The sequence below is a fragment of the Rhodococcus ruber genome, from assembly GCF_027270735.1.
GTDB lineage: Bacteria > Actinomycetota > Actinomycetes > Mycobacteriales > Mycobacteriaceae > Rhodococcoides > Rhodococcoides rubrum_A.
In genome coordinates this window covers 443863-469396 of sequence record NZ_JAPWIJ010000001.1, presented here as the reverse complement: position 1 = coordinate 469396, position 25534 = coordinate 443863, and the positions used below count along the sequence as shown (strand labels likewise).

General features: G+C 65.3%; 11 protein-coding genes. 8 read left to right on the top strand and 3 right to left on the bottom strand.

Annotated elements, in window-relative coordinates:
- The first annotated feature begins 67 nt into the window (after positions 1 to 67).
- From O4220_RS02195 to O4220_RS02180, 4 genes are all read left to right on the top strand, one after another.
- The gene (locus O4220_RS02195; protein WP_269602242.1) at positions 68 to 1132 is read left to right on the top strand and encodes a beta-mannosidase; all 1065 of its coding nucleotides are present in this window, start codon (positions 68 to 70) and stop codon (positions 1130 to 1132) included.
- Positions 1133 to 1204: 72 nt separating this feature from the next.
- Positions 1205 to 3256: a PhoX family protein gene (locus tag O4220_RS02190; RefSeq protein WP_269601915.1), complete on the top strand. Its 2052-nt coding sequence runs from the start codon at positions 1205 to 1207 to the stop codon at positions 3254 to 3256.
- A gap of 265 nt (positions 3257 to 3521) precedes the next feature.
- Entirely contained in the window at positions 3522 to 18236 is a 14715-nt protein-coding gene (locus O4220_RS02185; RefSeq protein WP_269601913.1) for a non-ribosomal peptide synthetase, read from the top strand.
- Between the two features lie 41 nt (positions 18237 to 18277).
- A complete protein-coding gene (locus O4220_RS02180) occupies positions 18278 to 19267 on the top strand; it encodes an alpha/beta hydrolase (RefSeq protein ID WP_420030307.1) in 990 nt (329 codons plus the stop codon).
- Positions 19268 to 19270: 3 nt separating this feature from the next.
- On the opposite strand, the gene O4220_RS02175 is transcribed toward O4220_RS02180, so the two are convergent.
- Together O4220_RS02175 and O4220_RS02170 are read right to left on the bottom strand one after the other, a co-directional pair.
- Entirely contained in the window at positions 19271 to 19987 is a 717-nt protein-coding gene (locus O4220_RS02175; RefSeq protein WP_269601910.1) for an alpha/beta hydrolase, read from the bottom strand.
- Entirely contained in the window at positions 19988 to 20533 is a 546-nt protein-coding gene (locus tag O4220_RS02170) for a PadR family transcriptional regulator (RefSeq protein WP_269601909.1), read from the bottom strand.
- A 298-nt stretch (positions 20534 to 20831) separates the two neighbouring features.
- Between O4220_RS02170 and O4220_RS02165 the strand changes: the two genes are divergently transcribed.
- Entirely contained in the window at positions 20832 to 21518 is a 687-nt protein-coding gene (locus O4220_RS02165; RefSeq protein ID WP_269601908.1) for a thioesterase domain-containing protein, read from the top strand.
- Between the two features lie 9 nt (positions 21519 to 21527).
- Here O4220_RS02165 and ggh read toward each other — a convergent pair whose 3' ends face one another.
- Positions 21528 to 22865 (bottom strand): glucosylglycerate hydrolase, encoded by a 1338-nt coding sequence (ggh, locus tag O4220_RS02160; RefSeq protein ID WP_269601907.1) that lies wholly within the window; start codon positions 22863 to 22865, stop codon positions 21528 to 21530.
- Between the two features lie 106 nt (positions 22866 to 22971).
- On the opposite strand from ggh, the gene O4220_RS02155 reads away from it, so the two are divergent.
- From O4220_RS02155 to O4220_RS02145, 3 genes are all read left to right on the top strand, one after another.
- The gene (locus O4220_RS02155) at positions 22972 to 23487 is read left to right on the top strand and encodes a DinB family protein (RefSeq protein WP_269601906.1); all 516 of its coding nucleotides are present in this window, start codon (positions 22972 to 22974) and stop codon (positions 23485 to 23487) included.
- A gap of 48 nt (positions 23488 to 23535) precedes the next feature.
- A complete protein-coding gene (locus tag O4220_RS02150) occupies positions 23536 to 24207 on the top strand; it encodes an SDR family oxidoreductase (RefSeq protein ID WP_269601905.1) in 672 nt (223 codons plus the stop codon).
- Between the two features lie 70 nt (positions 24208 to 24277).
- On the top strand, positions 24278 to 25531 hold the full coding sequence (locus O4220_RS02145) for a TetR family transcriptional regulator (RefSeq protein ID WP_269601904.1): 1254 nt from the start codon (positions 24278 to 24280) through the stop codon (positions 25529 to 25531).
- The last annotated feature ends 3 nt before the right edge of the window (positions 25532 to 25534 follow it).

The window sequence follows — 25534 nt, the reverse complement described above, 5'->3', positions numbered from 1 at the left end:
TGCGTCTAGCATTACGCCGATGCGGATCGGTTCGAAATTGCTACGGTGCGCACTCGGCACAGCCCTGATGCTGTCGGTCGCCACGATCGTCGGCGTGCCCGAGGCGGCAGCCGCACCCGACCCCGGTGCCCGAGTCACAGCGAGCGCCGACGGTCTCGCACTCGACGGCAATCCGTGGTGGCCGACCGGATTCAACGCCTACCAGCTTGCGACCGATTGGTCGGTCAACGCGGGCTGCGGGGGGATGGTCGACCTGGACAGCTACTTCGGCGCACTGCCCCCGCATTCCCTGACGCGATTCGACGCATTCCAATCGCTGGCGATCAATCGATTCACCGGCGTCCTCGACTTTCGCCCGATGGACGCGGTCTTCGCGGCGGCCGAGGCACACGGGCAGCTGGTCGTCCCGGTTCTCTCGCCACAGGACGGGGCCTGCGAAGGAAACTCCTTCAAAAGCAGGCAGTGGTACGTCGACGGTTGGACGACACCCCCGGTCGTCGCCGATACGAACGCGGTAACGAGTTTCGAGCAATGGATGCTCACCGCCGCGAATCGGTGGAAAGATTCGCCCGCGCTGGCGGCCTGGGAACTGGTCGGTGAGCCGGAGACCAGCTCGTGCATCGACGCGGGATGCTCCTGGACCACCCGAACCTGCACCGCCGATGCAGCCCAGGTTCTGCGATCCTTCTTCGACACCGCGGGGCAACAGCTCCGCTCGGTCGACACCCGTACGCTGATCACCGCCGGTCTCACCGGCGGCGGGCAGTGCGGAAGCCAGGGTGACGAGTACGAGTACCTCGCCCAGTCGCCCTTCGTCGATGTAGTGCAGTACCACGATTACGGTGCCGACGGAGTGCCGTTGCCCGGAGATCAGTGGAATGGGTTGCAGCGACGGATCACTCAGAGCGCTGCGGTGGGCAAACCCCTACTCGTCGGGGAGATCGGCCAACTCGCCGGTTCGTGTGGCGACACCGGGACTCGCGCCACCAGTATCGCCACCAAGATCGAGGGGCAACGCGCCGCGGGGACTGCGGGTGCGCTGCTGTGGGCTTTCGTACCGGATCCGCGCCCCACCGAGTGCACCTACGACATCGGCCCGAGCGATCCGCTGTGGCAGACGATCGGGTCTTAGGGCAGCCTCGTTCGCCCCAACTTCACCTGAACGTTCCTTTACTTTCGCTTTTGGGTGACAGCGTGCCGTGACATGAAGCCACTACCCTTGTTCGCCGTTCACGACGGAAGCTCCAAGCGCTCATCATTGACGTGCAAGTACAAGTGCGGTGATGCGTGCTTCCACGAGATTCCCAACACGTCGAAGGGCGAGTACTTCGGCGACATCGTCAAGACCGCGATGTCGCGTCGTGGCGTCATCAAGGGCGGAGCGATGGCAGTGCTCGCCGTGGGCGCGGGCGGTGCGCTGGCAGCGTGTTCCACCGACGAGCCGGCGGCCACGGGAAGCTCCGCCACCACCGGATCCGATACCCCGCCGGTCGACGGCGTGGATTTTGTTGCGGTGGAACCGAACACCGAGGATGCCGTAGTGGTGCCCGAGGGCTACGAACAGGGCATCGTCATCCGCTGGGGCGACGCGGTCGTGGCGGGCGCACCGGCGTTCGACTTCGACAACCAGAGCGCAGCCGCGCAGGAGAAGCAGTTCGGCTTCAACAACGACTTCGCCGGTCTGCTGCCCATCGAGGGCACTCCCAACGCGCATCTACTGGTGGTCAACCACGAGTACAGCACCGAGCCCGCCATGTTCAAGGGCTACGACGCCGAGAACCCCACCCGCGAGCAGTTCGATGTAGCCATTGCCGCACACGGGCTTTCGGTGGTGCAGGTGCAGGGGGAATCCGGCACCGGCAAACTGACCCCGGCCATGGGGCAGTACAACCGCCGCATCACCGGTAGCACCGAGTTCGTCGTCACCGGCCCTGCGGCGGGTAGCAACTTCCTCAAGACGAGCGTCGACCCCACAGGCACCAAGGTGCTCGGCACGTTCAACAACTGCTCGGGCGGCCTGACGCCGTGGGGAACCGTGCTCTCCGGCGAGGAGAACTTCAACCAGTACTTCGGCAATGCCGAATCCGTCACCGATCCCGTTGTGGCCGAACGACTCTCCCGCTACGGTGTCGAGGGTGCCGCGAGCGATCGCAAGTGGGAACGCTTCGACAAGCGATTCGACCTGGCGCAGGAACCCAACGAGGTGAACCGCTTCGGATACATCGTCGAGGTGAACCCGTGGGATCCGCAGTCGGCCCCGATCAAGCACACCGCTCTCGGGCGGTTCAAGCACGAGGCCGCGACGATCCATGTCACCGACGACGGCACCGTGGTGGCGTACAGCGGCGACGACGAGCGTTTCGATTACATGTACAAGTTCGTCTCGAGCCGAAAGATGATGCCCGGCACCGGCGCGGCTGCGATGCGCAACAACCTGACATTGCTGGACGCGGGAACGCTCTACGTCGCCACTCTCACCGGCGATACTCCCGACGAGATCGACGGCTCGGGCACCCTGCCGTCCACGGGTGAGTTCCGTGGCACCGGAACATGGATCCCACTGCTCGAGACCGGAGAGGACGGACGTGGACGGTCCCTCGTCGACGGTATGTCGACGGAGGAGGTAGCGGTGTTCACCCGTCAGGCAGGCGACACGGTGGGCGCAACCAAGATGGACCGTCCCGAGGACTTCGAGCCCAACCCGGTGACCGGCAAGGTCTACGTTGCGCTGACGAACAACTCCAACCGCGGCACCGAGGGCAAAGCTGCGGCCGACGAGGCCAACCCCCGCAACACCAACAAGAACGGCCAGGTGCTCGAGCTCGACGACGACCACGCGGGCACGTCCTTCACCTGGAATCTGCTGCTGGTGTGCGGTGACCCCAACGAGGCCGACACCTACTTCGGCGGTTTCGACAAGAGCCAGGTCAGCCCCATCTCGTGCCCCGACAACCTCGCCTTCGATTCCAAGGGCAACCTGTGGGTCTCCACCGACGGCAACGCCCTCGACTCCAACGACGGCCTGTTCGCGGTGGTGCTCGACGGCGAACGTCGCGGCGAGACCCGGCAGTTCCTGACGGTTCCCGCGGGCGGCGAGACCTGCGGTCCGATCGTCACCGACGAGCGGGTCATGGTGTGCGTGCAGCACCCGGGTGAGAGCGACGACGCCACCGCCGACGCGCCGATCTCGCATTGGCCCGACGGCGGCGACACCCAGCCGCGGCCGTCCGTCGTCGCGGTCTGGAAGTCTGCTTAGCCGTAGCCGTTTCGCCAGAACCGGGGCACTTATAGTCTGCGAAAGTCGACTGTAAGTGCCTTTCGGTGTTGTTAGGTGTCATCGAATGCCCGACGGGGATTCTGTGAATTCACAATGTCTACGGCGATGCGCCAAAGATGGTTGACCCGTTGGTAACGGATGTGTAAACCTACGTCGATAGGCCGGTAGCTGGAACTCCATTCGGATCAGTTCGCAATGGAGGACGTTTCGGGGCAACGTCGATTTCCTTTCATCGCACGACGGCGTGCCGGTAACTGCTCCCTTGAGTGCACGAAGAGGCGAGTCATTGGAGTCCGTTGATTCACTGACGATTCGGGAAGAAGAACTGGATCGGACGTCGATAGAAGACACCGATCCTTTTCCACTCACCGCCGCCCAACGCGGTTTATGGTTTGCTCAACATCTGTTGAGTAATATTCCGATCACCATCGCCAATTACCTCGACATTCGCGGTGCCGTCGATCTCGAGCTGATGAGATACGCCGGTCGCCGCACCGCGCGAGAATTCGGTGCGGGATCACTGCGGTTGCTCGAGATCGACGGAGAACCACATCAATACATCGACGTCGAGCAGGGCGACGACACCGTGGTACTCGACTTTCGCAACGAGGTGGACCCGGAGTCCGCCGCCCGGGAATGGATGCGTGCCTCCTACAGCGCCGCAATCGACCTCACACACGGTCGCCTCATCAAGGGGGCGATCCTCCGCATCTCCGACGACCGCACGTTCTGGTACTCGCACGTCCACCACATCGTGCTCGACGGTTACGGCGCCGTTCAATTCATGAGACGCGTCGCGTCGATCTACACCGACGTCAGCGAAGGCCGCGAACCCGCACCGTCTCGGGCCGGCTCCCTCGGTGAGGTCTACGCCACCGAAGCGCACTACCGACAGTCTCCACGCTTCGCCAAGGATCGCCGGTACTGGCAGAGCAAGACCGCCGACCTGCCCCCGCCCCCGTCCATCACCGGCGGGCTGGCACCCCCCGCGGCGTGCGCGCATCTGTCGGGTGGGTACCTCCCGGACACGATCGAGCAGGCGTTGGACAGTGCGGCGAACCGGCTCGACTCCGCCTTCGCTCCGCTCGCCATCGCGGCCGTCGCAACCTTTCTCGCCCGCATGACCGGAAACACCGATGTGGTGCTGAGCCTGCCGGTGGCCGGCCGCACGACGGCACTGCTGCGCCGTTCCGGTGGAATGGTCTCCAACGTGCTGCCCATCCGGGTCCGAATCACCCCGCAGTGCACGCCGGGGAGCCTGGTTGCCGATATGCAGCTGGAACTGACCGGCGCGCTGCGGCACCAGCGCTATCGAGCCGAGGACATTCGCCGCGACGCCGGCGCGGGCAGTGAGACTCGCGGATTCTTCGGCCCGGCGATCAACATCATGGCCTACGAGACCGAGGTAGCGTTCGGACCGCTGACCGGCGAATTCAACGTACTCTCCACCGGACCCGTGCAGGATCTCTCGATCAACATCTACCCGGCGTCGGACGGAACTCGCTCCCGCTTGGAGTTCGAGGGCAACCCCAACATCTACGGAGCAGAACAGTTCGCGGACCTGCACCGTCGTTTCCTGATGTTGTTCGAGCGCTTCCTCACTGCCGACTCCGACACACCGGTTCTCGAACTCGATGTGCTCGACGCCGCCGAGCGATCGGCCCTCGTTCCGCTCGTCGGTCCCGAAGCAGTTGTCCCTGCACTCTTTCCGGACCTCCTGCGCCGCGGCGTGATCGGTGCGGCCGACAACATCGCCGTCGAGTTCCAGGGCGAATCGCTGACGTACCGCGAACTCGACCGACGCGCCAACACGATCGCACGTGCCCTGATTGCACGCGGAGCCGGACCGGGCAGCGTCGTCGCCGTAGCACTACCTCGCGGGATCGCCTCCATCGTCGCTCTCTGGGCCGTTGCCGCGTCCGGTGCCACGTTCGTACCGATCGATCCTGGCTACCCGACCGAGCGCATCGCCCACATGCTCGTCGACTCCGCCGCAACAATTGGGATCAGCGAACATGTTCTTTCGCAACACTTTTCGCAGCGGGTGTGCTGGATCGACACGGACGACGCGGGGTTCCGCGAAGAATGCGAGGCACGATCGACTGCGCCCATCACCGATGCCGATCGACCCGCAGGCCTCACCGAGCAGCACGCCGCCTACATGATCTACACCTCCGGCTCGACCGGCACGCCCAAGGGCGTTCTGGTCACTCACGCCGGACTGGCGACATTCGCCGCGCAGGCCAGACCCGAACTGCGCGTGACCACCTCGTCGCGGCTGCTGCGGTTCTCGTCGTCCAGTTTCGACGCCTCCCTGTTCGAGATGATCCAGGCATTCAGCGCAGGAGCGACGATGGTCGTCGCGCCGCCCACCGTGATCGGCGGCGGTGAGCTCACGCACCTCCTTCGTGAGCGTCGTGTCACCCACATCATCTGCGCACCCGCGTTGCTCACCACCGTCGACGCAACCGAGCTCGAGGACCTCGACGTCGTGGTGGTCGGCGGCGACGTCATGCCGCCGGACCTGGTCGATCGGTTCGGTTCGAAAGCCGTGCTGTTCAACAGCTACGGTCCCACCGAGACCACCATCGTCGTGACGATGACCCAGCCGCAGACCGACACGCGCGCCATCACGATCGGGCGTCCCGTCGAGGGCTCACACGCCGTCGTGCTGGATGCCCTGCTGCGGCCCGTGCCACCGGGATCGGCTGGAGAGCTCTACCTCGGCGGACCCGGCGTCGCCCGCGGGTACCACAACAGAACCGGATTGTCGGCCGCACGATTCGTCGCCGACCCCTTCGGTCACGGACGGCGTCTCTATCGCACCGGCGACATCGTGCGGTGGACCGGTCCGCTGAACGCCGCCGAGCTCGAGTTCATCGGCCGCAGCGACTTCCAGGTTCAGATACACGGTCAACGCATCGAACTCGGCGAGATCGACGCAGTCCTCTCCCGGTACGAAGCCGTCGACTTCGCGGTGTCGGTGGTGCACCGTCACGGTGACGCATCGATCCTGGTGTCCTACGTCAAACCCGCAGAGCCGCTCGATCACACGGCGCTGCGTGCGTTCGCCTCTCGCTTCCTACCCATGCACATGGTGCCCGGAACGGTCGTCGAACTCGACGCCATCCCCCTGACCCCCACCGGCAAAGTAGATCGATCCGCACTGCCGCAACCCACATTCGAGTCCGACGCCGCGGCCTACCGCGCCCCGGCATCGCCGGTCGAGACTGTTCTCGCCGACGCCATGGCCGTTGTGCTGCAGCGTGACTCGGTGAGTGTCGACGATTCGTTCTTCGCGCTCGGCGGTGACAGCATCATCGCAATCCAGCTGGTGGCTCGCGCGAAGTCGCTCGGCGTGGTGATCACTACTCGTGATGTATTCGAGCGCCGTACCGTCGCTGCGTTGGCCGAGGTCGCGACCGACGTAGCGCACCAGGTGACTCTCGACGAGCTGGCAGGCGGAGGCGTCGGCGATATGCCGTTGACCCCCATCATGAGTCGAACTGTCCGGTCGCTGACCCGGGCCGACGGCATGGACGCATTCCACCAGACCGTGGTACTGACCGCGCCGGTGGATCTCGAGTTGGACGGGCTGCGGCGAACGGTCGCCGCGATACTCGATCATCACGACGCGTTGCGCTCCACACTGACCGACGACGGCCTGACGATCCGGCCGACCGGCAGCGTGGATCTCGATACGGTCGTCTCCCGTGTGTCGACCAACAGCAGGCCCGGCAGCCGCGAGTTCACCTCTGTGCTCACCGAATCCGCTCGGGTGTTCGCCGCGCGCCTGCGACCGCGTGAAGGTGTGATGCTGCAGGTGGTCTGGGTGTCACCGGAGACCGGCCACCCCGAGATAGTCGACACCCACGGCATCGGTCGCATCATCGTCATCGCACACCACCTGGTGATCGACGGCGTCTCCTGGCGCATTCTGATACCAGACCTGGCGGCAGCATGGCATCAGGTGCAGTCGAAGTCCTCGGCGCTCCTGCAACCGGTGGGCACCTCGATGCGCCGCTGGGCCCATGGACTACGCGAGGTCGCCGCCCGATCCGACTCGGAAACAGCCAGCTGGACAGCACTTCTCGACGGTCCACACGATCTGATCGGGTCCCGCCCACTCGATCCGACGATCGACATCGGTGCCACCCGCGATCAGGTGTCGGTCGAGCTCACCGCCGAGGTCACCGATGCCCTGATCGGACCACTGACTCGCGCGTACCGAGGCACCGTCGAGGACATCCTACTCACGGCACTGGCGCTGGCGGTCTGGTCCGAACGGCCCTCGTCGTTTCTCGTGTCGGTCGAAAGTCACGGCCGCGACGAGGATCTGGTGCCCGGAGCCGACCTGTCTCGAACGGTCGGCTGGTTCACCTCGATACACCCGGTACGCCTGTCTCTCGACGGTGTAGATGCCGATCGAATACTCGCCGGTGACGTGTCGGTGTCCGATGCCGTCAAACGCATCAAGGAACAGATCCGCGCACTACCGGGAACGGGCAGCGGCTTCGGTCTACTGCGGTACCTGAACGACGACACCTCGGCCGTCCTCGCCGAAAGCCATTCGCCGCAGATCAGTTTCAACTACCTGGGACGGATCAGCACCGACATTCCCGATGCCCTACGCGGACAAGGCTGGATCCCGGACGCATCGATACAGATCGGCGCCGGAAGTGGAGATCGGCTGCCTGTCACGGTCGCACTCGACATCAATGCGGTGGTCACCAACGGTCGGTTGCGGGCCACGTTCGCGTTCCCCCGCGGCGTGCTCGACCGCGCAGAGGTCGAGAGTGTGGCCGATCGATGGACGTCGGCGCTGGCTCGCCTCGCCGAGCACGCAACCGAACCCGAGGCAGGTGGACTGACGCCGAGCGATGTGCCGCTGGTGCACGTCGATCAGCACCAGATAGATCGATGGGAGTGCACATACGGCGAACTCGACGACATCTGGCCACTGGCCCCGCTGCAACACGGACTGATGTTCCACTCCGAGCTCACCCGCGGGCACGTCGACGTCTACACCGCTCAGTTGATATTCGAGCTCGGTGGAGAAATCGACGCTGCACGGTTGCACCGGGCCGCCCGCCGACTGCTCGCCCGCCACGACAGCCTGCGCACGGCCTTCGTTCGTGACAACCGGGGAGCCGCGGCGGCGCTGGTTCTGACGGATCCCGAACTACATTGGCGCACAGTCGATGCCGAGGCAACCGACGTGCCTGCCATTGCCCATGCCGAGCGCACCGCGAGATTCGACCTGGACGTACCACCGTTGCTGCGGTTCGTACTGGTGAACACCGAGGACGGGGCATCGCTGGTGGTCACCAACCACCACATCCTGTTCGACGGATGGTCGATGCCGATCTTCGTCAAAGAACTGCTGGTGCTCTATGCCGCCGACGGTCCCATTCCGATTCCGGCCAGGACGTACCGGGACTACCTGAAATGGCTCGACGAACGCGATCACACGGGCGCACTGGACAAGTGGGCCGACGCCTTGGCGGGGGTCGACGAACCGTCACTGATCGCTCCCGGCCACGAGGCGGACCATGAGATGCCCGCCGAGCTGTCGGTGCCCCTCGACGACGCTTCGGTGACGGCCGTGAAAGCCGCGGCGCGGGACCTCTCGGTCACCGTCAACACCGTCGTGCAGGCAGCGTGGGCTCTGGTGCTCGCCGCCGAACTCGGGCGCGACGACGTCGTGTTCGGGGCGACCGTCTCGGGTAGGCCCGCCGATCTGACCGGCGTCGAGGACACTCTCGGGCTGTTCATCAACACCCTGCCGGTACGGGTTCGGGTGCACCGAGACGACACCGTCGCAGCACTGCTCGCCCGAGTACAGGCCCAGAGCGTGGATCTGCTGGACAGCCATCACATGGGGCTGCCCGAGGTCCGCTCGCGAGTGGGTGCCGGGGCCGGGTTCGACACGCTGACGGTGTTCGAGTCGTACCCGGTGGACCATTCGGCACTCGATCGAGACACCGACATCGCCGGGCTGCGGGTGCGCGACCTGCGCGTCACCGATGCCACCCATTATCCCCTGACGCTGATCACCGTCCTCGAACCGACGGTGCGCATCACGTTGAAACACGCTGCAGGAACCATCGATCGGTCTCGAGCGGCATCGATCGCCGAGCGCTTTCGTCGAGCCCTCGATGGCCTCACCGGTGATCCACAGCGCCCGGTGACGCAACTCGACCTGCTCTCCGACGACGAGCATTCGCGTCGAGCAGCCTGGAATCGCACCGACCATCCGGTGGCCGCGCACACCCTTGTCGAGCTCCTCGCGGCGGCGGCGGACGAACACGCTACGGCGACCGCAGCGATGTTCGAGGGGAAGAGCCTGACGTACGTGAACTTCTGGGCTCGAGTGAGGTGCCTGGCTCGCTACCTGCGCAGCATCGGAATCGGACCCGACGACGTGGTCGGCGTGGCGATGCCCCGCTCCCTCGACCAACTCGTCGCGGTCCACGCAGTGGTCGCCGCCGGCGGTGCCTACCTGCCCGTCGACCCGTCGATGCCGCGCACCCGTCTCGAGCACCTGATCGCCACCGCGTCACCGTCACTGATTCTCGGTGCGCTGGTGAATGTTCCAGTCGACGTGGTCGACCTCGACTCGCTGGATCTGAGCCGCTTCGGAACCGCGCCCCTCGACCCGCTGCCCGAGCTGCGGCCGGACCACGCAGCGTACGTGCTGTTCACCTCCGGCTCCACGGGGAAGCCCAAGGGCGTCACCATCTCCCACCGTGCGATCGTCAACCGGCTGCTGTGGATGCAGCACCAGTATCCGCTGACACCTCGTGACGTTGTGCTGCACAAGACCCCGGCCACGTTCGACGTCTCGGTGTGGGAACTGTTCTGGCCGCTGCTGGTCGGTGCCACGACGGTCATCGCAGAGCCCGACGGCCATCGCGATCCGATGTATCTTTCGGTCCTGATTCGCGAACACAGCATCACGACAGCGCATTTCGTGCCCTCCATGCTGGAGTTGTTCCTCACGTACGGTGCCCCTGACCGATGCACCTCGCTGCGGCAGGTGTTCGCCAGCGGCGAGGCACTGCCACGGGCCATCGCCGACCGCTTTCACGGGGCGATCGACGGCGAACTGCACAACTTGTACGGACCGACCGAGGCCGCTGTCGACGTCACTTACCATCGCACCCGAGCCGGGGATCAGGGCCCGGTACCCATCGGCGCGCCGGTGTGGAACACCACTGTCCATGTTCTGAATTCCGCGCTCCGCCCCGTGCCGGTGGGTGTCACCGGCGAGTTGTACCTGGGCGGAGTACAGCTGGCCCGCGGATACGCTGCGCGGCCGGACCTGACAGCAGCTCGCTTCGTCGCCGCGGACTCGGGAACCCGGCTGTACCGCACCGGAGACCTCGTTCGTTGGTCCGAGGACGGCTCACTGCAGTACCTGGGCCGCAACGACTTCCAGGTCAAGCTCCGCGGCCAGCGCCTCGAACCAGGCGAGGTCGAAGCGGCCCTGCTCGCGGTCGACGGTGTGCACTCGGCCGTTGCCGTCGTGCGTTCGAACCGCTTGGTCGCCTACATCGTCGGCACGGCAGATACCGACGTCGTTGCAGCGCACGCGGCGCGCACTCTTCCCGAATACATGGTGCCTTCGACCATCGTTGTGCTCGACGCGATGCCACTCGGTACTACCGGAAAACTCGACCGCACCGCACTCCCGGACCCCCTTGCGGCGGCCGAGGATTTCACAGCACCAGCGGGGGATTCCGAAGAGGCTGTGGCACAGATCTTCTCCGTCGTCCTCGCCACCGAGCGTGTGAGCGTCACCCGATCCTGGTTCGCCCTCGGGGGCGACTCGCTCACCGCCACCCAGGTGATCGCGCGCATCAATGCGGAGCTGGACTCCGACCTCGGCGTCCGAGACCTGTTCGAGGCCCCGACCGTCCGTTTGCTGGCACACCGCATCGGTCACGGCGGTCGCGACCACGCCATCACCGTCGGATCCAGACCTGGGCGAATTCCGCTGTCGCCGGCCCAGCACCGGATGTGGCTGCTCAACCGATTCGATCCGTCGTCGGGGGCCTACAACATCGCTGCCGCCTTCCGGGTGATCGGCTCCCTCGACGTCGATGCGCTGCGCACCGGTCTGGCCGACGTCGTCGAACGTCACGAGATTCTGCGTACCGTCTACCCCGACGGCCCGGACGGCCCCCAGCAGGTCGTCACGTCCGAGTACCCGGACGTGACCGTCGCCCGAACCACGGAGCCACTGCTCGACGGAGCCCTGTACGCCCTCGCGGCACAGGGATTCGACGTGACGCTCGCTCCACCGCTGCGGGTGGCAGTGCTGGAAGTATCGCCCGAGGATCATGTGCTCGTCGTCGTCGCGCACCACATCGCCGCCGACGGATGGTCGATGAAGCCCCTGGCTCGCGATGTCATGATCGCGTACGGATCCCGGGCCGCCGGCCACACCCCGCAGTGGACGCCGTTGCCGGTGCAGTATGCCGACTACGCGCTGTGGACTCTCGATCGTCTCGGTGCCGAGCACGATTCCGAATCGATCGCATCCCAACAGATTCGATACTGGACAGCTGTTTTGGACGGTGTGCCCGAGCGACTCGCGCTGCCGACCGATCGGCCGCACCCACCGGTGGCGTCCCATCGAGGTGGTCGACTGTCGATCGATCTGGAACCGGGTACCGCTGCGGCGATGACCTCGCTGGCCGAACGCTCCGGCTCGACTCGGTTCATGATTGCGCACGCGGCACTGGCGGTGACCCTCGCCCGCGTCTCGGGTACTCGCGATATCACCATCGGCACTCCGGTGGCCGGCCGTGGGCAGAGCGAACTGGACGACCTCGTCGGAATGTTCGTCGGAACCCTGGTGTTGCGCTCGCAGATCGAACCGTCCGACACGTTCATCGACATTTTGAGCTCGGTGCGCGAGCGGGATCTCGACGCCTATGCCAACGCCGACATTCCCTTCGAGAGACTGGTCGAGGTGTTGCAGCCACCGCGCTCGACGGCATACCACCCGTTGTTCCAGGTGATGCTGTCGATCGAGGAAACGTCGCCGCCTTCGGTGGAGCTACCGAACCTGTCGGTTCGCCCACTCGATACCGCGCATGTGGCGGCCAAGTTCGACCTGCACGTCACCGCGTCCTTCTCGTCGGCCACTGCCTCGACTGAGACCGCCTCGGTCGAGTTCGTTTATGCCACGGACTTATTCGACTCCGAGACCGTGGAGATCCTCGCCGAGCGGTATCGCACGATTCTTGCTTCCGCGCTAGCAGATCCGGATCGCCCGGTGGGAGACATCCCGATCCTCACCGCCGATGAGCCGCACCGCATCCACGGCGCACCTGCGCTCGCCCACCGGACTCTGCCCGATCTACTGGCCGGGGCCGTCATGAGTGCAGGCGGCAGCGCGCTCGCCCTCGAAGCCGGTGGAGTGCGGTGGACCTATTCCGAGCTGGACGACGCAGCGACCGTGCTGGCGCGCAAACTGATTCGACGCGGTATCGGTCCGGAGCAGTACGTGGCGATCGCACTGCGTCGCGGCCCCTCCTCGATACTCGCGACATGGGCCGTAGCCAAGACCGGTGCCGCGTTCGTTCCGATCGATCCCACCTATCCAACCGAACGCCTCACATACATGCTCGCGGATTCTACTGTGGTACTGGGGATTACGGACGATCTGCACCTCGGTTCGCTGCCGACGGGAGCCCCGTGGATCTCCATCGACGAGGTGGCCGACGTCGACTCCGACAGCGCACCGGTGGGCGACCTGGACCGAACCGAGGTGCTCCGACCGGATCATCCTGCCTACATGATCTACACCTCGGGCACCACCGGGCAACCGAAGGGCGTCGTAGTCTCGCACCGCGGACTGGTGAATCTGGTGGCCGACCTGGTCGACCGCTTCGAGCTCGACAACTTCTCACGTGCACTGCATTTCGCGTCCCCGAGCTTCGATGCCTCGGTGCTGGAACTACTGTTGGCGATCGGCGCGGGTTCGACGATGGTGATCGCCGACGCCGACGTACTGGGTGGGAGCGAACTCGCAGCAGTGCTGCAGCGCGCCACCCATGCCTTCGTGACCCCGGCAGCATTGGCCACTGTGGACCCGTCCGACGTTACGGAGACCACCACGATCGTCGTCGGCGGCGAGGCCTGCCCACCGACTCTCGCCGATGCGTGGTCCACGCGCCTGCGGATGTTCAACGGCTATGGACCAACCGAGACCACCATCTTCGCCACGATCGACGGACCGCTGAAGCCGGGGGCCCCGGTGTCGATCGGAGGCCCGGTTCGGGGAGTCGAGTCGGTGATTCTCGATGACCGTCTGCATCCGGTACCGACCGGATCCGTCGGCGAGCTCTACCTCACCGGGGACGGCGTGGCGCGTGGATACCATCGCCGATTCGCGCTGACAGCAACATGTTTCGTCGCCGATCACCACGGCCGTAGACTGTATCGCACCGGCGACCTCGTTCGCCTGACCACCCGGGTCGATCCCGCAGGCTCCACTCCGCGAGAAAACCGATTCGAGTACATCGGCCGCCGCGACGCTCAGGTGAAAGTACGCGGGTTCCGGGTCGAGCTCGGCGAGATCGACGCGGTACTCGCCGACTGCGACGGCGTCCTGCAGTCGGTGAGTGCCGTGATCGGTTCCCAGGTGGTCGGATACGTCGTCCCCGCGGCCGGTCGGGTGCTGGACCCAGAGCTTCTTCGGCAGCACGCACGCCGCCTTCTGCCCACTCACATGGTGCCGCAGTCGATCACGGTCCTCGACGCTCTCCCGCGCACCGGCTCAGGCAAGATCGACCGGGCCGCGCTGCCTACACCGACTCCCTCGACAGGAGTCTTCACCGAACCCGCCACGGCCACCGAGCGCATCGTCGCCGACGCCTTCGCTGTGGTACTCGGTGCCGCGTCCGTCGGTGCCGGGGACGATTTCTTCGCTCTCGGCGGTACATCGCTGTCGGCCACCCGAGTGATTGCGCACATCAACGACGCCACTGGGACGGTCCTGCCGGTCCGCGCCGTGTTCGAGTCGACGACTGTGCGGTCGTTGGCCGTGGCCGTCGACTCGGCCGAACGCTCCGCGCTACCGCGTCTGGTCGCCGGACCGCGACCATCGGTGATCCCATTGTCGTTCGCGCAGATGCGCATGTGGTTGCTCAACCGGTTCGATCCGACGTCGGCGGCGTACAACATCGCCTTCGCTGTGCGGTTGGACGGCGCCGTCGACGGTGACGCCTTGCAACTCGCCGTCGACGATGTGCTCGCTCGACACGAGTCGCTGCGAACCTACTTCCCGGTGGTCGACGGAGATCCCGCACAGGTGATCTCCGAAAACGTGGAACTCGACCTGCGCCCAGTGGACGTCGACGACAGCGAGGTGCTTGCCCGGGTGGCGGCGGTGATCGGCCGCGGCTTCGATGTCACCGACGGGGTGCCGTTGCGCGGTGCGCTGCTGCGAACCGGGCCGAGTGCGCACGTACTGGTCCTCGTGGTGCACCACATCAGCGCCGACGGGCTGTCGATGACCCCGCTGGCACGCGATGTCGCACTGGCCTACGGCGCGCGGTCTCACGGCACGCCACCGCAGTGGACCCCACTTCCGGTGCAGTACGCCGACTTCGCCGTGTGGCAGCGACGGGTACTGGGCAGCGAAAACGACCCTGCTTCGGTGCTTGCACAACAGATTCGGTACTGGACACAGACCTTGGCCGACCTGCCTGCGGTGCTCGATCTTCCGACCGATCGACCGAGGCCGGCAGTGGCGTCCAAACGTGGACGCGCTGTGCAGTTCACCCTCTCCGAGCAGACCACTGCGGGCGTACGGTCGCTCGCCCGGACCACCGGAGCCTCGGTGTTCATGGTTCTGCATGCGGCCTACAGCGCGCTGTTGGCCCGATTGACCGGAAGCACCGATATACCCGTCGGCACCCCGGTATCCGGGCGGGGATCCGGTGCGCTCGACGACGTCGTCGGCATGTTCGTCAACACCCTTGTGCTTCGGCTCGACGTCGACCCGAATCGATCGTTCACGGAACTCGTTGCGCACACCCGCACCATCGATCTGGCTGCGATGGAACACTCCGACGTTCCGTTCGAGCGAGTGGTCGAGGCAGTGGCACCGGCTCGCTCGACCGCGCACTCACCGCTGTTCCAGGCCCTGATCGCGCTGGAGACCGAGCGGCCGACAGCCGTGCAGCTGCCCGGACTCGAGATTACGCCGTTTCCGTACGAATCCGAGGTCACTCGCTTCGATCTGGCCTTGACCGTCACCGATTCCGACCTGCTGGGCGGATCGCTGCGCTACGCAACCGATCTGTTCGACGAGGCCACTGCCGGTCGGTTCGTCGACGAGTTCACCACTCTGCTCGACGCGGCACTGGCGGATCCGTCAGCACCGGTGGGCGATCTCGCCCCGTCCCACGACGCTGTGCTGCACGGCCCGGTCGATGCCCCTGTCCGTACCCTCGGTCAGCTGATCGACGACGCTGTGGCCGTCCGACCCGACGCAGTTGCCCTGCGCTGGAACGGGGTCGACTACACGTACGGGCAGGCGGATGCCTACGCGAATCGATTGGCTCGCGTACTGCTCGGCTACGGAGTGGGTCCCGAAACCGTTGTCGCAGTCGCGCTTCCACGCTCCGCGGAGTCGGTGCTGTGCACCTGGGCGGTCACGCGAACCGGCGCGGCGTATCTTCCGATCGACCCGGCATACCCTGCCGAGCGCATCGCGCACATGATCGCCGATTCCGATACCGTGCTGGGTTTGACGTCGTCGGCGGCTCGACGCGGCCTGCCGTCGGATGTGCCGTGGGTAGAACTCGATGATCCCGTGTCGATCGCCGAATTCGAGCACGCGGCCGAGACGCCGATCGCAGCAGACGAACTCACCGGTCCGGTGTGCGCCTCCACCGCCGCGTACGTGATCTACACCTCCGGGTCCACCGGGCGGCCGAAGGGCGTCGTGGTCAGCCACCGGGGACTGGCGAACCTGGCCGCGTCTCGCAGGGAACTGCATCGCGTCGAACCATCGTCGCGATTGCTGCACAACACGTCTCCGAGTTTCGACATGGCTGTCGGCGAGATGATCTCGGCACTCTCTGCCGCCGCGACGCTCGTCGTCTCGCCGCCGACAGTTTTGGGCGGCGCTGAGCTGGCCGCATTCATCCGCGACGAGCAGATCACCCATGCGTTGATGACGCCGTCGGCGCTGTCGACCCTCGATCCCGAGGGACTCGACTGCCTCGAGGTGCTGTGCGTCGGTGGTGAGGCGTGTACCGCAGAGCTGGTAGCCAAATGGAGTCCAGGGCGTCTGATGCTCAACGGGTACGGGCCCACGGAGGCCACCGACATCTCGACGCTCGGTGAGGTGCGAACCGCCGAACCGATCACGCTCGGCCGACCGTTGCACGGTCTACGCGCGATGGTGCTCGACGCGCGTCTGCATCCCGTGCCGGTCGGAGTGCGCGGAGAGTTGTACGTGGCAGGTCCCGCCTTGGCGCGCGGCTATCACCGCCGGTCCGGTTTGACGGCAACACGATTCGTTGCCGACCCACTCGATCCGGGAATGCGGATGTACCGCACCGGCGACCTGGTGCGGCGTACCGTCGACGGTCGGTTGCTCTACAGCGGCCGCAGTGATCAGCAGGTGAAGATTCGCGGATTCCGCATCGAGCCGGGGGAGATCGACGCAGTACTGGGCACGCATGCCGAAGTCGATGTCGCTGTGACGCTGGCAGTGCCTGGCCCCGCGGGGGAGCAGACACTGGTCTCCTATATCACCGGCACCGCAGCACCGGAGTCGGTCCGCGAGCATGCTCGGCGCTCGCTGCCCGCCCATATGGTGCCGTCCGCGGTGACGGTCATCGACCAGGTTCCGCGTACCGGAACCGGAAAGCTGGATGTCGCTGCGCTTCCGGTGCCCATATTCGGCAGCACCGAGTACCGTCCCGCACGGACGGCATCCGAGATCGCCGTGGTCGAGGCCTTCGAGGCCGTGTTGAACGCAGAGCGAATCGGGTTGGACGACAACTTCTTCGATCTCGGTGGCAGCTCGCTGTCTGCAATGCGAGTGATCGGCGAGCTTCGAGAGCGCTCGTACGAGATCGGTATGCAGTCGCTGCTGATGGATGCGTCGGTGAGCGCCGTCGCCGAGCGGATCACATCCGATTCGGTCGATGCCGAGGAGCTGGCCGTACTGCTACCGCTACGGCAGGCCGGTGAGCGCGCTCCGGTGTTCTGCATTCATCCGATCCTCGGATTGTCCTGGTGCTACTCCGGATTGGGCAGCTACATCGACAATCCGCTGTACGGTCTGCAAACGCCGGCACCGAAGGAGCTGCCACCCACGCTGGCACAGTTGGCTTCTCGCTACCTCGAGGAAGTCATCCGCGTTGCACCCGATGGTCCGGTGCACCTGCTCGGATGGTCGCTGGGCGGGGTGCTCGCGCACGAGATGGCAGTCCAACTCTCCGCGTCCGGCCGAACCGTCGCCTCACTGACACTGCTCGATGCGCACCACGGCGATCAGGGCGACTGGTCGGATGCGATGCCGGTGGCGGACCTGGTGTCGGGGCTCGGACTCGATCTCGCGGTGCCCGACGGTCAGGTCGTCTCACTCGACTCGGCAGGCGCGTTGCTCGACGCCGTCGACACAGGTGGCATCATCGGCCGCTCCGACATCGAGCGGCTCATCGCAGCTGCACAGCACAATCACCGACTGTTGCAACAACACCGGCCGAGCGTCTACCCGGGCGATGTCCTGTACGTCGCCGCCGGACTGGACGACGGTGATGGCGTCGGACAGTGGTATCCGCACGTCGCGGGTTCCACCACGGTCGTCTCCGCCCAAGCCACGCATTGGCAGATGTGCGCGCCCTCCACACTCGCCGCCATCGGCCCACGGATCGCCCACGAACTTCGTTCCACCGAGAAGAAAGAACTGACGAATCGATGAAAGCTCCATTCCCGACGGCCGTCGTCCGCCGCCTCGCGGTGATGACACTGTTCGCCGGATTGCTGTTCGGCCTGCCCGCGGTAGCAGCCGCAGATCCGGTGACACCCGCCGCCGAGCAGGAGCGAGGGCCGGTGGGAACCGTCCGAGGAGTCGACAAGATCGACGATGTCCGCTGGGACGTGCTCGTCCACTCGCCGTCGATGGACGCCGACATCAAGATTCAGGTGATCCGGCCTGCCGACACGTCGGTGCCGCGGCCGACGCTGTACATGCTCAACGGTGCCGGTGCAGGAGTCGACGGTGCCAACTGGTTGGCCAAGACCGACATCGTGGACTTCTTCGCGGACAAGAACGTCAACGTTGCCATGCCCGTCGGTGGGTACCTGAGCTACTACACCGACTGGGAGCGCGACGATCCGAAGCTCGGTCGCAACAAGTGGCAGACGTTTCTCACCCACGAGCTACCGCCGGTTCTCGACGAGGCGTTGGGGGCCAACGGCATCAATTCCATCGGTGGGCTGTCGATGTCGGCGGGATCGGTGCTCGATCTCGCGATCCAAGCTCCTGGACTGTACCGAGGCGTGGCATCGTACAGCGGATGCGCGCAGACCAGTGATCCGTTGACTCGCAGCTTCATTCGCGCGTTGGTACAGCTACGCGGCGGCGGCGACACCGACAACATGTGGGGACCCGACGGTGATCCGCGATGGGTGGAACACGACCCGCTCGTCAACGCCGAGAAGCTCCGCGGACTCGATCTGTTCGTCTCCAATGCCAGCGGGCTGCCCGGGCCCTACGAGATGCCGGGCAACGTCCGCCCCGCCGGTTCGCCGCCGCTGGCCGACCAGGTGGTGCTCGGTGGTCTCATCGAGGCCGGAGCCAACGCCTGTGCTCACAATCTGGTGAACCGCCTCGGTGAACTCGGCATTCCGGTCACGACGAATTTTCCTGCGGCAGGAACACATTCGTGGCAGTACTGGCAGGACGCACTACGGGCATCGTGGCCGACATTGGAACTGTCGCTGAGCTAGCGATCACTGCACGTGAGCGAGAACCCAGTCCATCGCTCGAATGACCGCGCTACGCGATTCGCCGGTGTGATCGAGCATGTCGAATCCGTGTCGTCCATCGGGTACGTCGATGATGTCGAGCTTCGCGCCGTGTGCTGCCTCGACGAAAGCCGCTACCCCCGAGACGAATTCGGGGCGCTCGCGGCCCACGCGTGTGAGCAGAATCGGCGGTGGGCCCGAAACCGGCACGGCGAGAGTGGGGTCGAACCGCGGTTCGACCCCCCAATCGGGGTGGGTCTGCAGCACCGGGTAGGTCAACGCGAGGCAGGTCAGCCACGGAGGCGAATCTCTCAGCCAATCCGCGGCGAGCAAGCCGCTGCCGGAGAAGAACCACAACGCAATTCGATCCGGATCCACTCCCGGTAGTCGTCGCACCTGCTCGAGCCCGGTGGCGATCTCGTCGGCCGCCGGGGCACACTCGGCCAGCGAGGCCATGTGATGTTCGAGTACGACACCGACGACACCTGCTGCCGCGGCAACGGATCCGTACCCGACGAAGACCGGTTGATCTCGCGGTCGCCACTCGACGCCCGGCGGCCGCGGACCGCCGTGAACGAAGACGACAGCGGGCCGAAGAGCACCGTCGCCGGGCACCTTGTCGGGTGCCCGGTAGACATCGAACGAGTCGTGGCGTTCGCGTAGTGCGTCGGGCGTTGCGAGCACGAACGGCTGCGGTTCCATTCACTTACCTCCGTCGATGGTGCGCTGGAAGTGGTCGATTGCCCAGCGGGCCCAGTCGGCCAGTGCGTCGTCTGCCCGAATTCCGTACTCGGCAGCGATGTGCCCGAACGCCGACGGCCCGTCGGGGACGAGATGGCGGTGCGGTGCCCGTACGCGGCGCAGCTCGGCCGCCTCCGACTCCGCATGCTCGAGAATCCGCGTCAGCACGTCGATCGCGTCCTGAGGCTCGAGAGCCGACAGCAGAAAGAGCCGGAGGATATTTTCGTTTCGCACGACCGCCGGGCGGATCGGGGTCTCGACCAGCCACCGCCTGAGCTCGTCTCGTCCGGCCTCGGTGATGGAGTACGTTCGCCTGCCCCGCGCTCCACGTTCGATCACCTCGATGTGGCCCGCGGCGTCGAGCCGGTTCAGTTCCGGATAGATGCTGGTGTGCCCGGCTGTCCAGGCATGTTTGCCTATTCCTTCAGCGCTCAGGGCCTCGGTCAGGTCGTATCCACTACGCGACTCGATGGCGAGAAGTCCGAGGAGAGCGTGTGGAAGCGACATGTGACGAGCTTAGATTCCAACATCGACATGTCAATAGCGACAGGTCGATCACCGTCGGACCGTGGTCATCAGGTCATCGGCGAATGCCGCGATCACGTGCAGTGGGACATGCCGGCGGGGTCCGGAGCTGGGCACCGAATGGTGAACAGTCACTAATGCGTTCTGTCCACAGACGTGGTTGAGTCTTTTGTAATGAGACGTGGGTAACACTCACGCTGCCGACGGCGACATACCCAGAGTCGGCACGAACAAACCCAATGGAAACACGAACTACATCTCTTGGCTCGGAGGCGCACCCATGACTGTCGTGAACGATCTGTCGCACTTGGCTCTCACGGAACTCGACCCGTCCGATTACGCGGTGCCGACCATTGCACCGATCCGTACCGCCGGTCATCTCGACCCGGTGTTCTGCATCCACCCGTTGGTGGGTCTGGTCGATTGTTATGCAGGTCTGGCCACTCACGTCGACGACGCACGGCCCATCTACGGCGTGCAGGTTCCGACGTCCGGAGAACGCTCCGAGTCCCTCGCAGCATTGGCCGCTTCCTACGCCGACGACATCGTTCGCGTCCAGCCCGCCGGTGCAGTGCACCTACTGGGGATGTCGTTCGGCGGAGTTCTCGCCCACGCTATTGCGGTCGAACTACAGAGCCGCGGCGTCACCGTAGGCGCGCTGACGCTGCTCGACAGCGACCCCGTCCGGGCCCGCGCCGAGGGAGCGGATCTCCTCGCGTCCATGGGCGACGACATCGATCGCAGTCACGTCGAGGAGTTGCTGGCCGTCGCCTCGCACAACGACGAGCTCGTTCAGCGGCACCTGCCCGGCATCTACTTCGGCGACATCCTCGCCGTCTCGTCCGTGGGAACCGACTCCGGCTCCGCATGGCATCCCTTCGTGTGCGGCACCGTCGCCAAGTACCTCGTGCCCGACGCCACCTCGTTCGACGTCGTCGGCCCGTTGGTGGACAGCTACCTCAGCTGATCTCTCGCTCTATCCCAGCCAGTCCAGTACGGCAGCGGCCGTCCAGGATTGCTGCATGCTGCCGAGCGGCTTGCCGGTGAACGGCTCGTAGTATTCGGCGAAGCTTCCGTCGCTGGCCTGACGCAATCCCTCGTCCCGCAGGGACAGCGACCGCTCGGACCATCCGCGACGCGCGAACGCCCACGAGAACAACCACGTCATCACCGGCCACACCGGCCCACGCCAGTATTCTCGGGCGCGGAAGTCCTTCGACACCGGCGACGTCGACGGCGGGACGGCGTACCGCAGATCCGGATGGCCGCAGAATCGGGTGCCCTCGAATATTCGAAGCAGGTTGCGCTCCTGCTCGCGGGGAAGGCCGCCACAGAGCAACGGTGCGAACATCGCGATGGTTTCGGTGCCGATCCACTGGCCGGTGCGCAGATCGAAGTCACGAGCCCCACCGGAGCGCGCATCCGTCGTGGCGACGACGCCCTTGCGGAACTTCTCGGCCCACGAGCGCAACTCGCGAACATCGGAGTGCGGACGCGAATGATCCTCACCGATGGTGGCGAGCACGTCGCATGCCACCGCGAAGATCGCACTGACGAAGACATCCTCGACAGCAAAGCTCATTTTGGTCTTCAACGCGTCGTCGTCGTACCCGACCTGCTTCATCTCCTCCACCAACCAGATGTAGCGGTCGTACTCGAGGTTGCTGGGCCGCTGAGAGGCGTCGGTGATGACCGCCTTGTCCTCCCTGAAGTACGGATCCATCTCTCCAGGAACAACATTGGCGTAGGCCGAATCCCAGCGCGGCGAGTTGTCCATGCCCGACTCCCAGCCGTGGAACAACGCGATGCGTCCGTTGTCGTCGACGTCGCGAGCCTGCGCGAGCCAACGATGCCACCGCACCAGATCACCCCAGCGTCGATCGAGAAACTCCTCGGCGACGGCGCGCGTGGTCCGCCCGTGGCGCTTGGAGTGATCGAGGATGCGCTGCACGGCAATCGCGTGCACCGGTGGTTGGGTGATGCCCGAGGTCTGCGGGTTCATCGGAGCCTGCGGGGCGAGGGTACCGGTCGCCCACCGCGCTGGGCCGGGAAAGTAGCCGTCGACCCCGTTGGCGAAGACGATGTGCGGGATCATCCCGTTCTTCCACTGCGCCGAGAGCAGCGTGTCCATTTCCACCACGGCACGTTCGACACTCAGCGGTGCGAGCCCGACGGAAACGAAGGCCGCGTCCCAGCTCCACATGTGCGGGTACAGCCTCGGGGCCGCGCTGGTCATGGTGCCCAGGTCGTTTCCTCGAAGCAGATACGCCGCCCGAGCCGCCAACTGCGTGGAAGTGAAACCTCGATCGCCCATGCAGACAGTTTGCGTCCATCCGCGCAAATCCGCTCGTTTGAATTGCGGACCGAATCTGACCGCTATCGGGCCTAGTGTGAACTTCACCAGCCACCAGGAGGAAAAGATGACCACCGAAAGCACCGACATCGTGAAGATGCTCGCCGAACAGCGCGCCAACTTTCTCATCACCGTCCGCGGAATCACCGACGAGCAGGCACGCACCCGAACGACCGCCAGCGAGCTGACCCTCGGCGGGCTGCTGCACCACGTTGTGAGCAACGAACGGCACTGGATGAAGGTGATCGCAGACCTGGACGAGACCGCCGAATTCGACATGGCCAGCGCCGGCAGCGAGTACGTGATGGGCGAAAACGAGACCGTCGCAGGACTGATCGCCGAATGGGAAGAGGTGGCGCAGTCCAGCACCGATGCCCTCGCAACATTGGATCTGAACCTGTCCGTCCCGGTCCCGACAGCGCCCTGGGCACCCGAACGAATCTGGCAGACTGCACGATTCACGGTGCTCCACATCCTGCGCGAAATCTCGCAACACGCCGGCCACGCGGACATCATTCGCGAAGAACTCGACGGTGCGAACACCACCCAGACCTGGGCCTCCGAGGCGGGGATGAGCTTCTAGTCAAGCCAGGAGTGGAGCCTGCAGGAACGGCCCAATTAGTCTGGGTGCATGACTCGTACTGCATTGGTGACCGGAGCAAGTCGTGGCCTCGGGGCCCATGTCGCCCGACTGCTCGCCCCGGATCACCACGTGTTGTTGGGGGGACGATCGGCCGAGTCTCTCGCGCCCATCGCGTCGGAATTGGCCGGGTCCACCCCGTGGCCGGTGGAGTTGACCGATCCCGACGCGGTAGCCGCCGCCGCGTCGGGCATCGATTCTCTGGACGTGCTGGTGCACAACGCCGGAGTCGCAGCACTCGGGACGGTCGAGCAGTCGACAGCGGAGGACTGGCGACGCCAGTACGAGGTCAACGTCATCGCCGTCGTCGAACTCACTCGATTGCTGCTTCCTGCGCTGCGCGCCGCCAAAGGTCATGTGGTACTGATCAATTCGGGGGCGGGCATTCGCGCCAACCCAGGTTGGGGCGGTTACGCGGCGAGCAAGTTCGCGCTCCGCGCCTTCGGTGATGCACTGCGACTGGAAGAGCCGTCGTTGCGGGTGACCTCGGTGCATCCCGGACGCATCGACACCGAGATGCAGCAGGAGATCGTCGCGCACGAGGGTGGGGAGTACGACGGCTCGAAGTTCTTGCAGCCCAGCACCGTTGCCCTAGCGGTACGAAATGCGATCGATACACCGGCGGATGCTCACCCGACCGAGCTGGTGCTGCGCACCAGGTGAGCGGATTTTCGCAGTTGCTAACGTTCTTCCTGCAATCCTGTGCTGTTCAGTTCTGTAAAGGCGGTAGTCGATGAACTCGAGACCGACCGCGCGCGAGCAGTTCTTGCAATCCGGCTTCCGGCTGCTGGGCGAACTCGACACCACCGACCTGGCGCGTTCGCTCTCCATCGCCGATGTCGTCGACGGTGCCGGTCTGTCGCATCAAACGTTCCACAACACCTACCCGGGTAACTCACGGAGCGGCGGCTCGGGCGGCAAGGAGGCATTCGTCGCGGATCTCCTCGACAACCTCACCGTGAACTACACCGGAACCGTCGTGCCGGCAGACCCACCGACCGGATGGCGCGACGTGGCCGCGCCCGCGTCGGCTTTGTTCGACGACCTGACATCAGGCCTGATGAGACGTCGCCTCATCGCCGCGCTCTTCGCCGCCGATCACGACGGAGCTCGCAAGGCTGTCACTGCGGAGTTCGAGCGCCTCGACAACGATTTCCGCACCGTCGTGGGTCAGGCCATTCAGGCTCAGGGCGGGTCCGTCCGCCGCCCGCTGTCGCTGACATCCCTCTCGACGATCCTCACCGCTCTGCTGGACGGACTCGCTGTCCGTGACATGCTCACGCCCGGCTCCGTCGCGGAGAGCGATGTCACCGACGCAGCCACGTCCATCCTGCGGTGGGCCATAGACCCACTCCACACCGATCGGAGCTCCGCCGAGCCTGAGGCGGACGACCCGTGCGAGGTTGCCGACACCCTGCGCCCCGATCTGGAGGGGGACGTGATCGCGGCAACCGAGGCCCTCTTCCTCGATCACGGATACTTCCTGGTCACGCTCGCCGATATCGCTGCCGCGGCACGAATTCGCGTCGACGATCTCCGTCGTCTGTTTCCCAGCAAAGTCGACATCATCGTCGCCGCTCTGAAACCGGAGTTCGATCGCATCTTCCGCCTGCGCCGTGCCGACGAGCGGCTCGGTATCGAGCCCGCACTAGCACTCCAGCGAACTCTGATTGCGTTGGGAGACTTCGTGATCGGCAATCGTGCCATGAGCGCGGGGATGCTCCTCGCCCTGAGCTTCGAGCAGTTCCAGCAGCCCAGCACGATCACGACGGTGATGGAGAATTTGTTCCTACCGTCAGCTGTGGTCCCGATACTCGAGCGCGGACGCGCAGCCGGAGTGTTCAGCGAGGAGGCATCGGTACTGGAGGTGGCAGTCATGTTGACCAACAACGTTCTCTTCCGGTGCCTGACGCGGCCCAACGAAACGTCGGCCCAGGTCGCAACAGGAGTGCTGCGGGTACTGATGCCGGGCGTCTCGACGCGGTAAGAC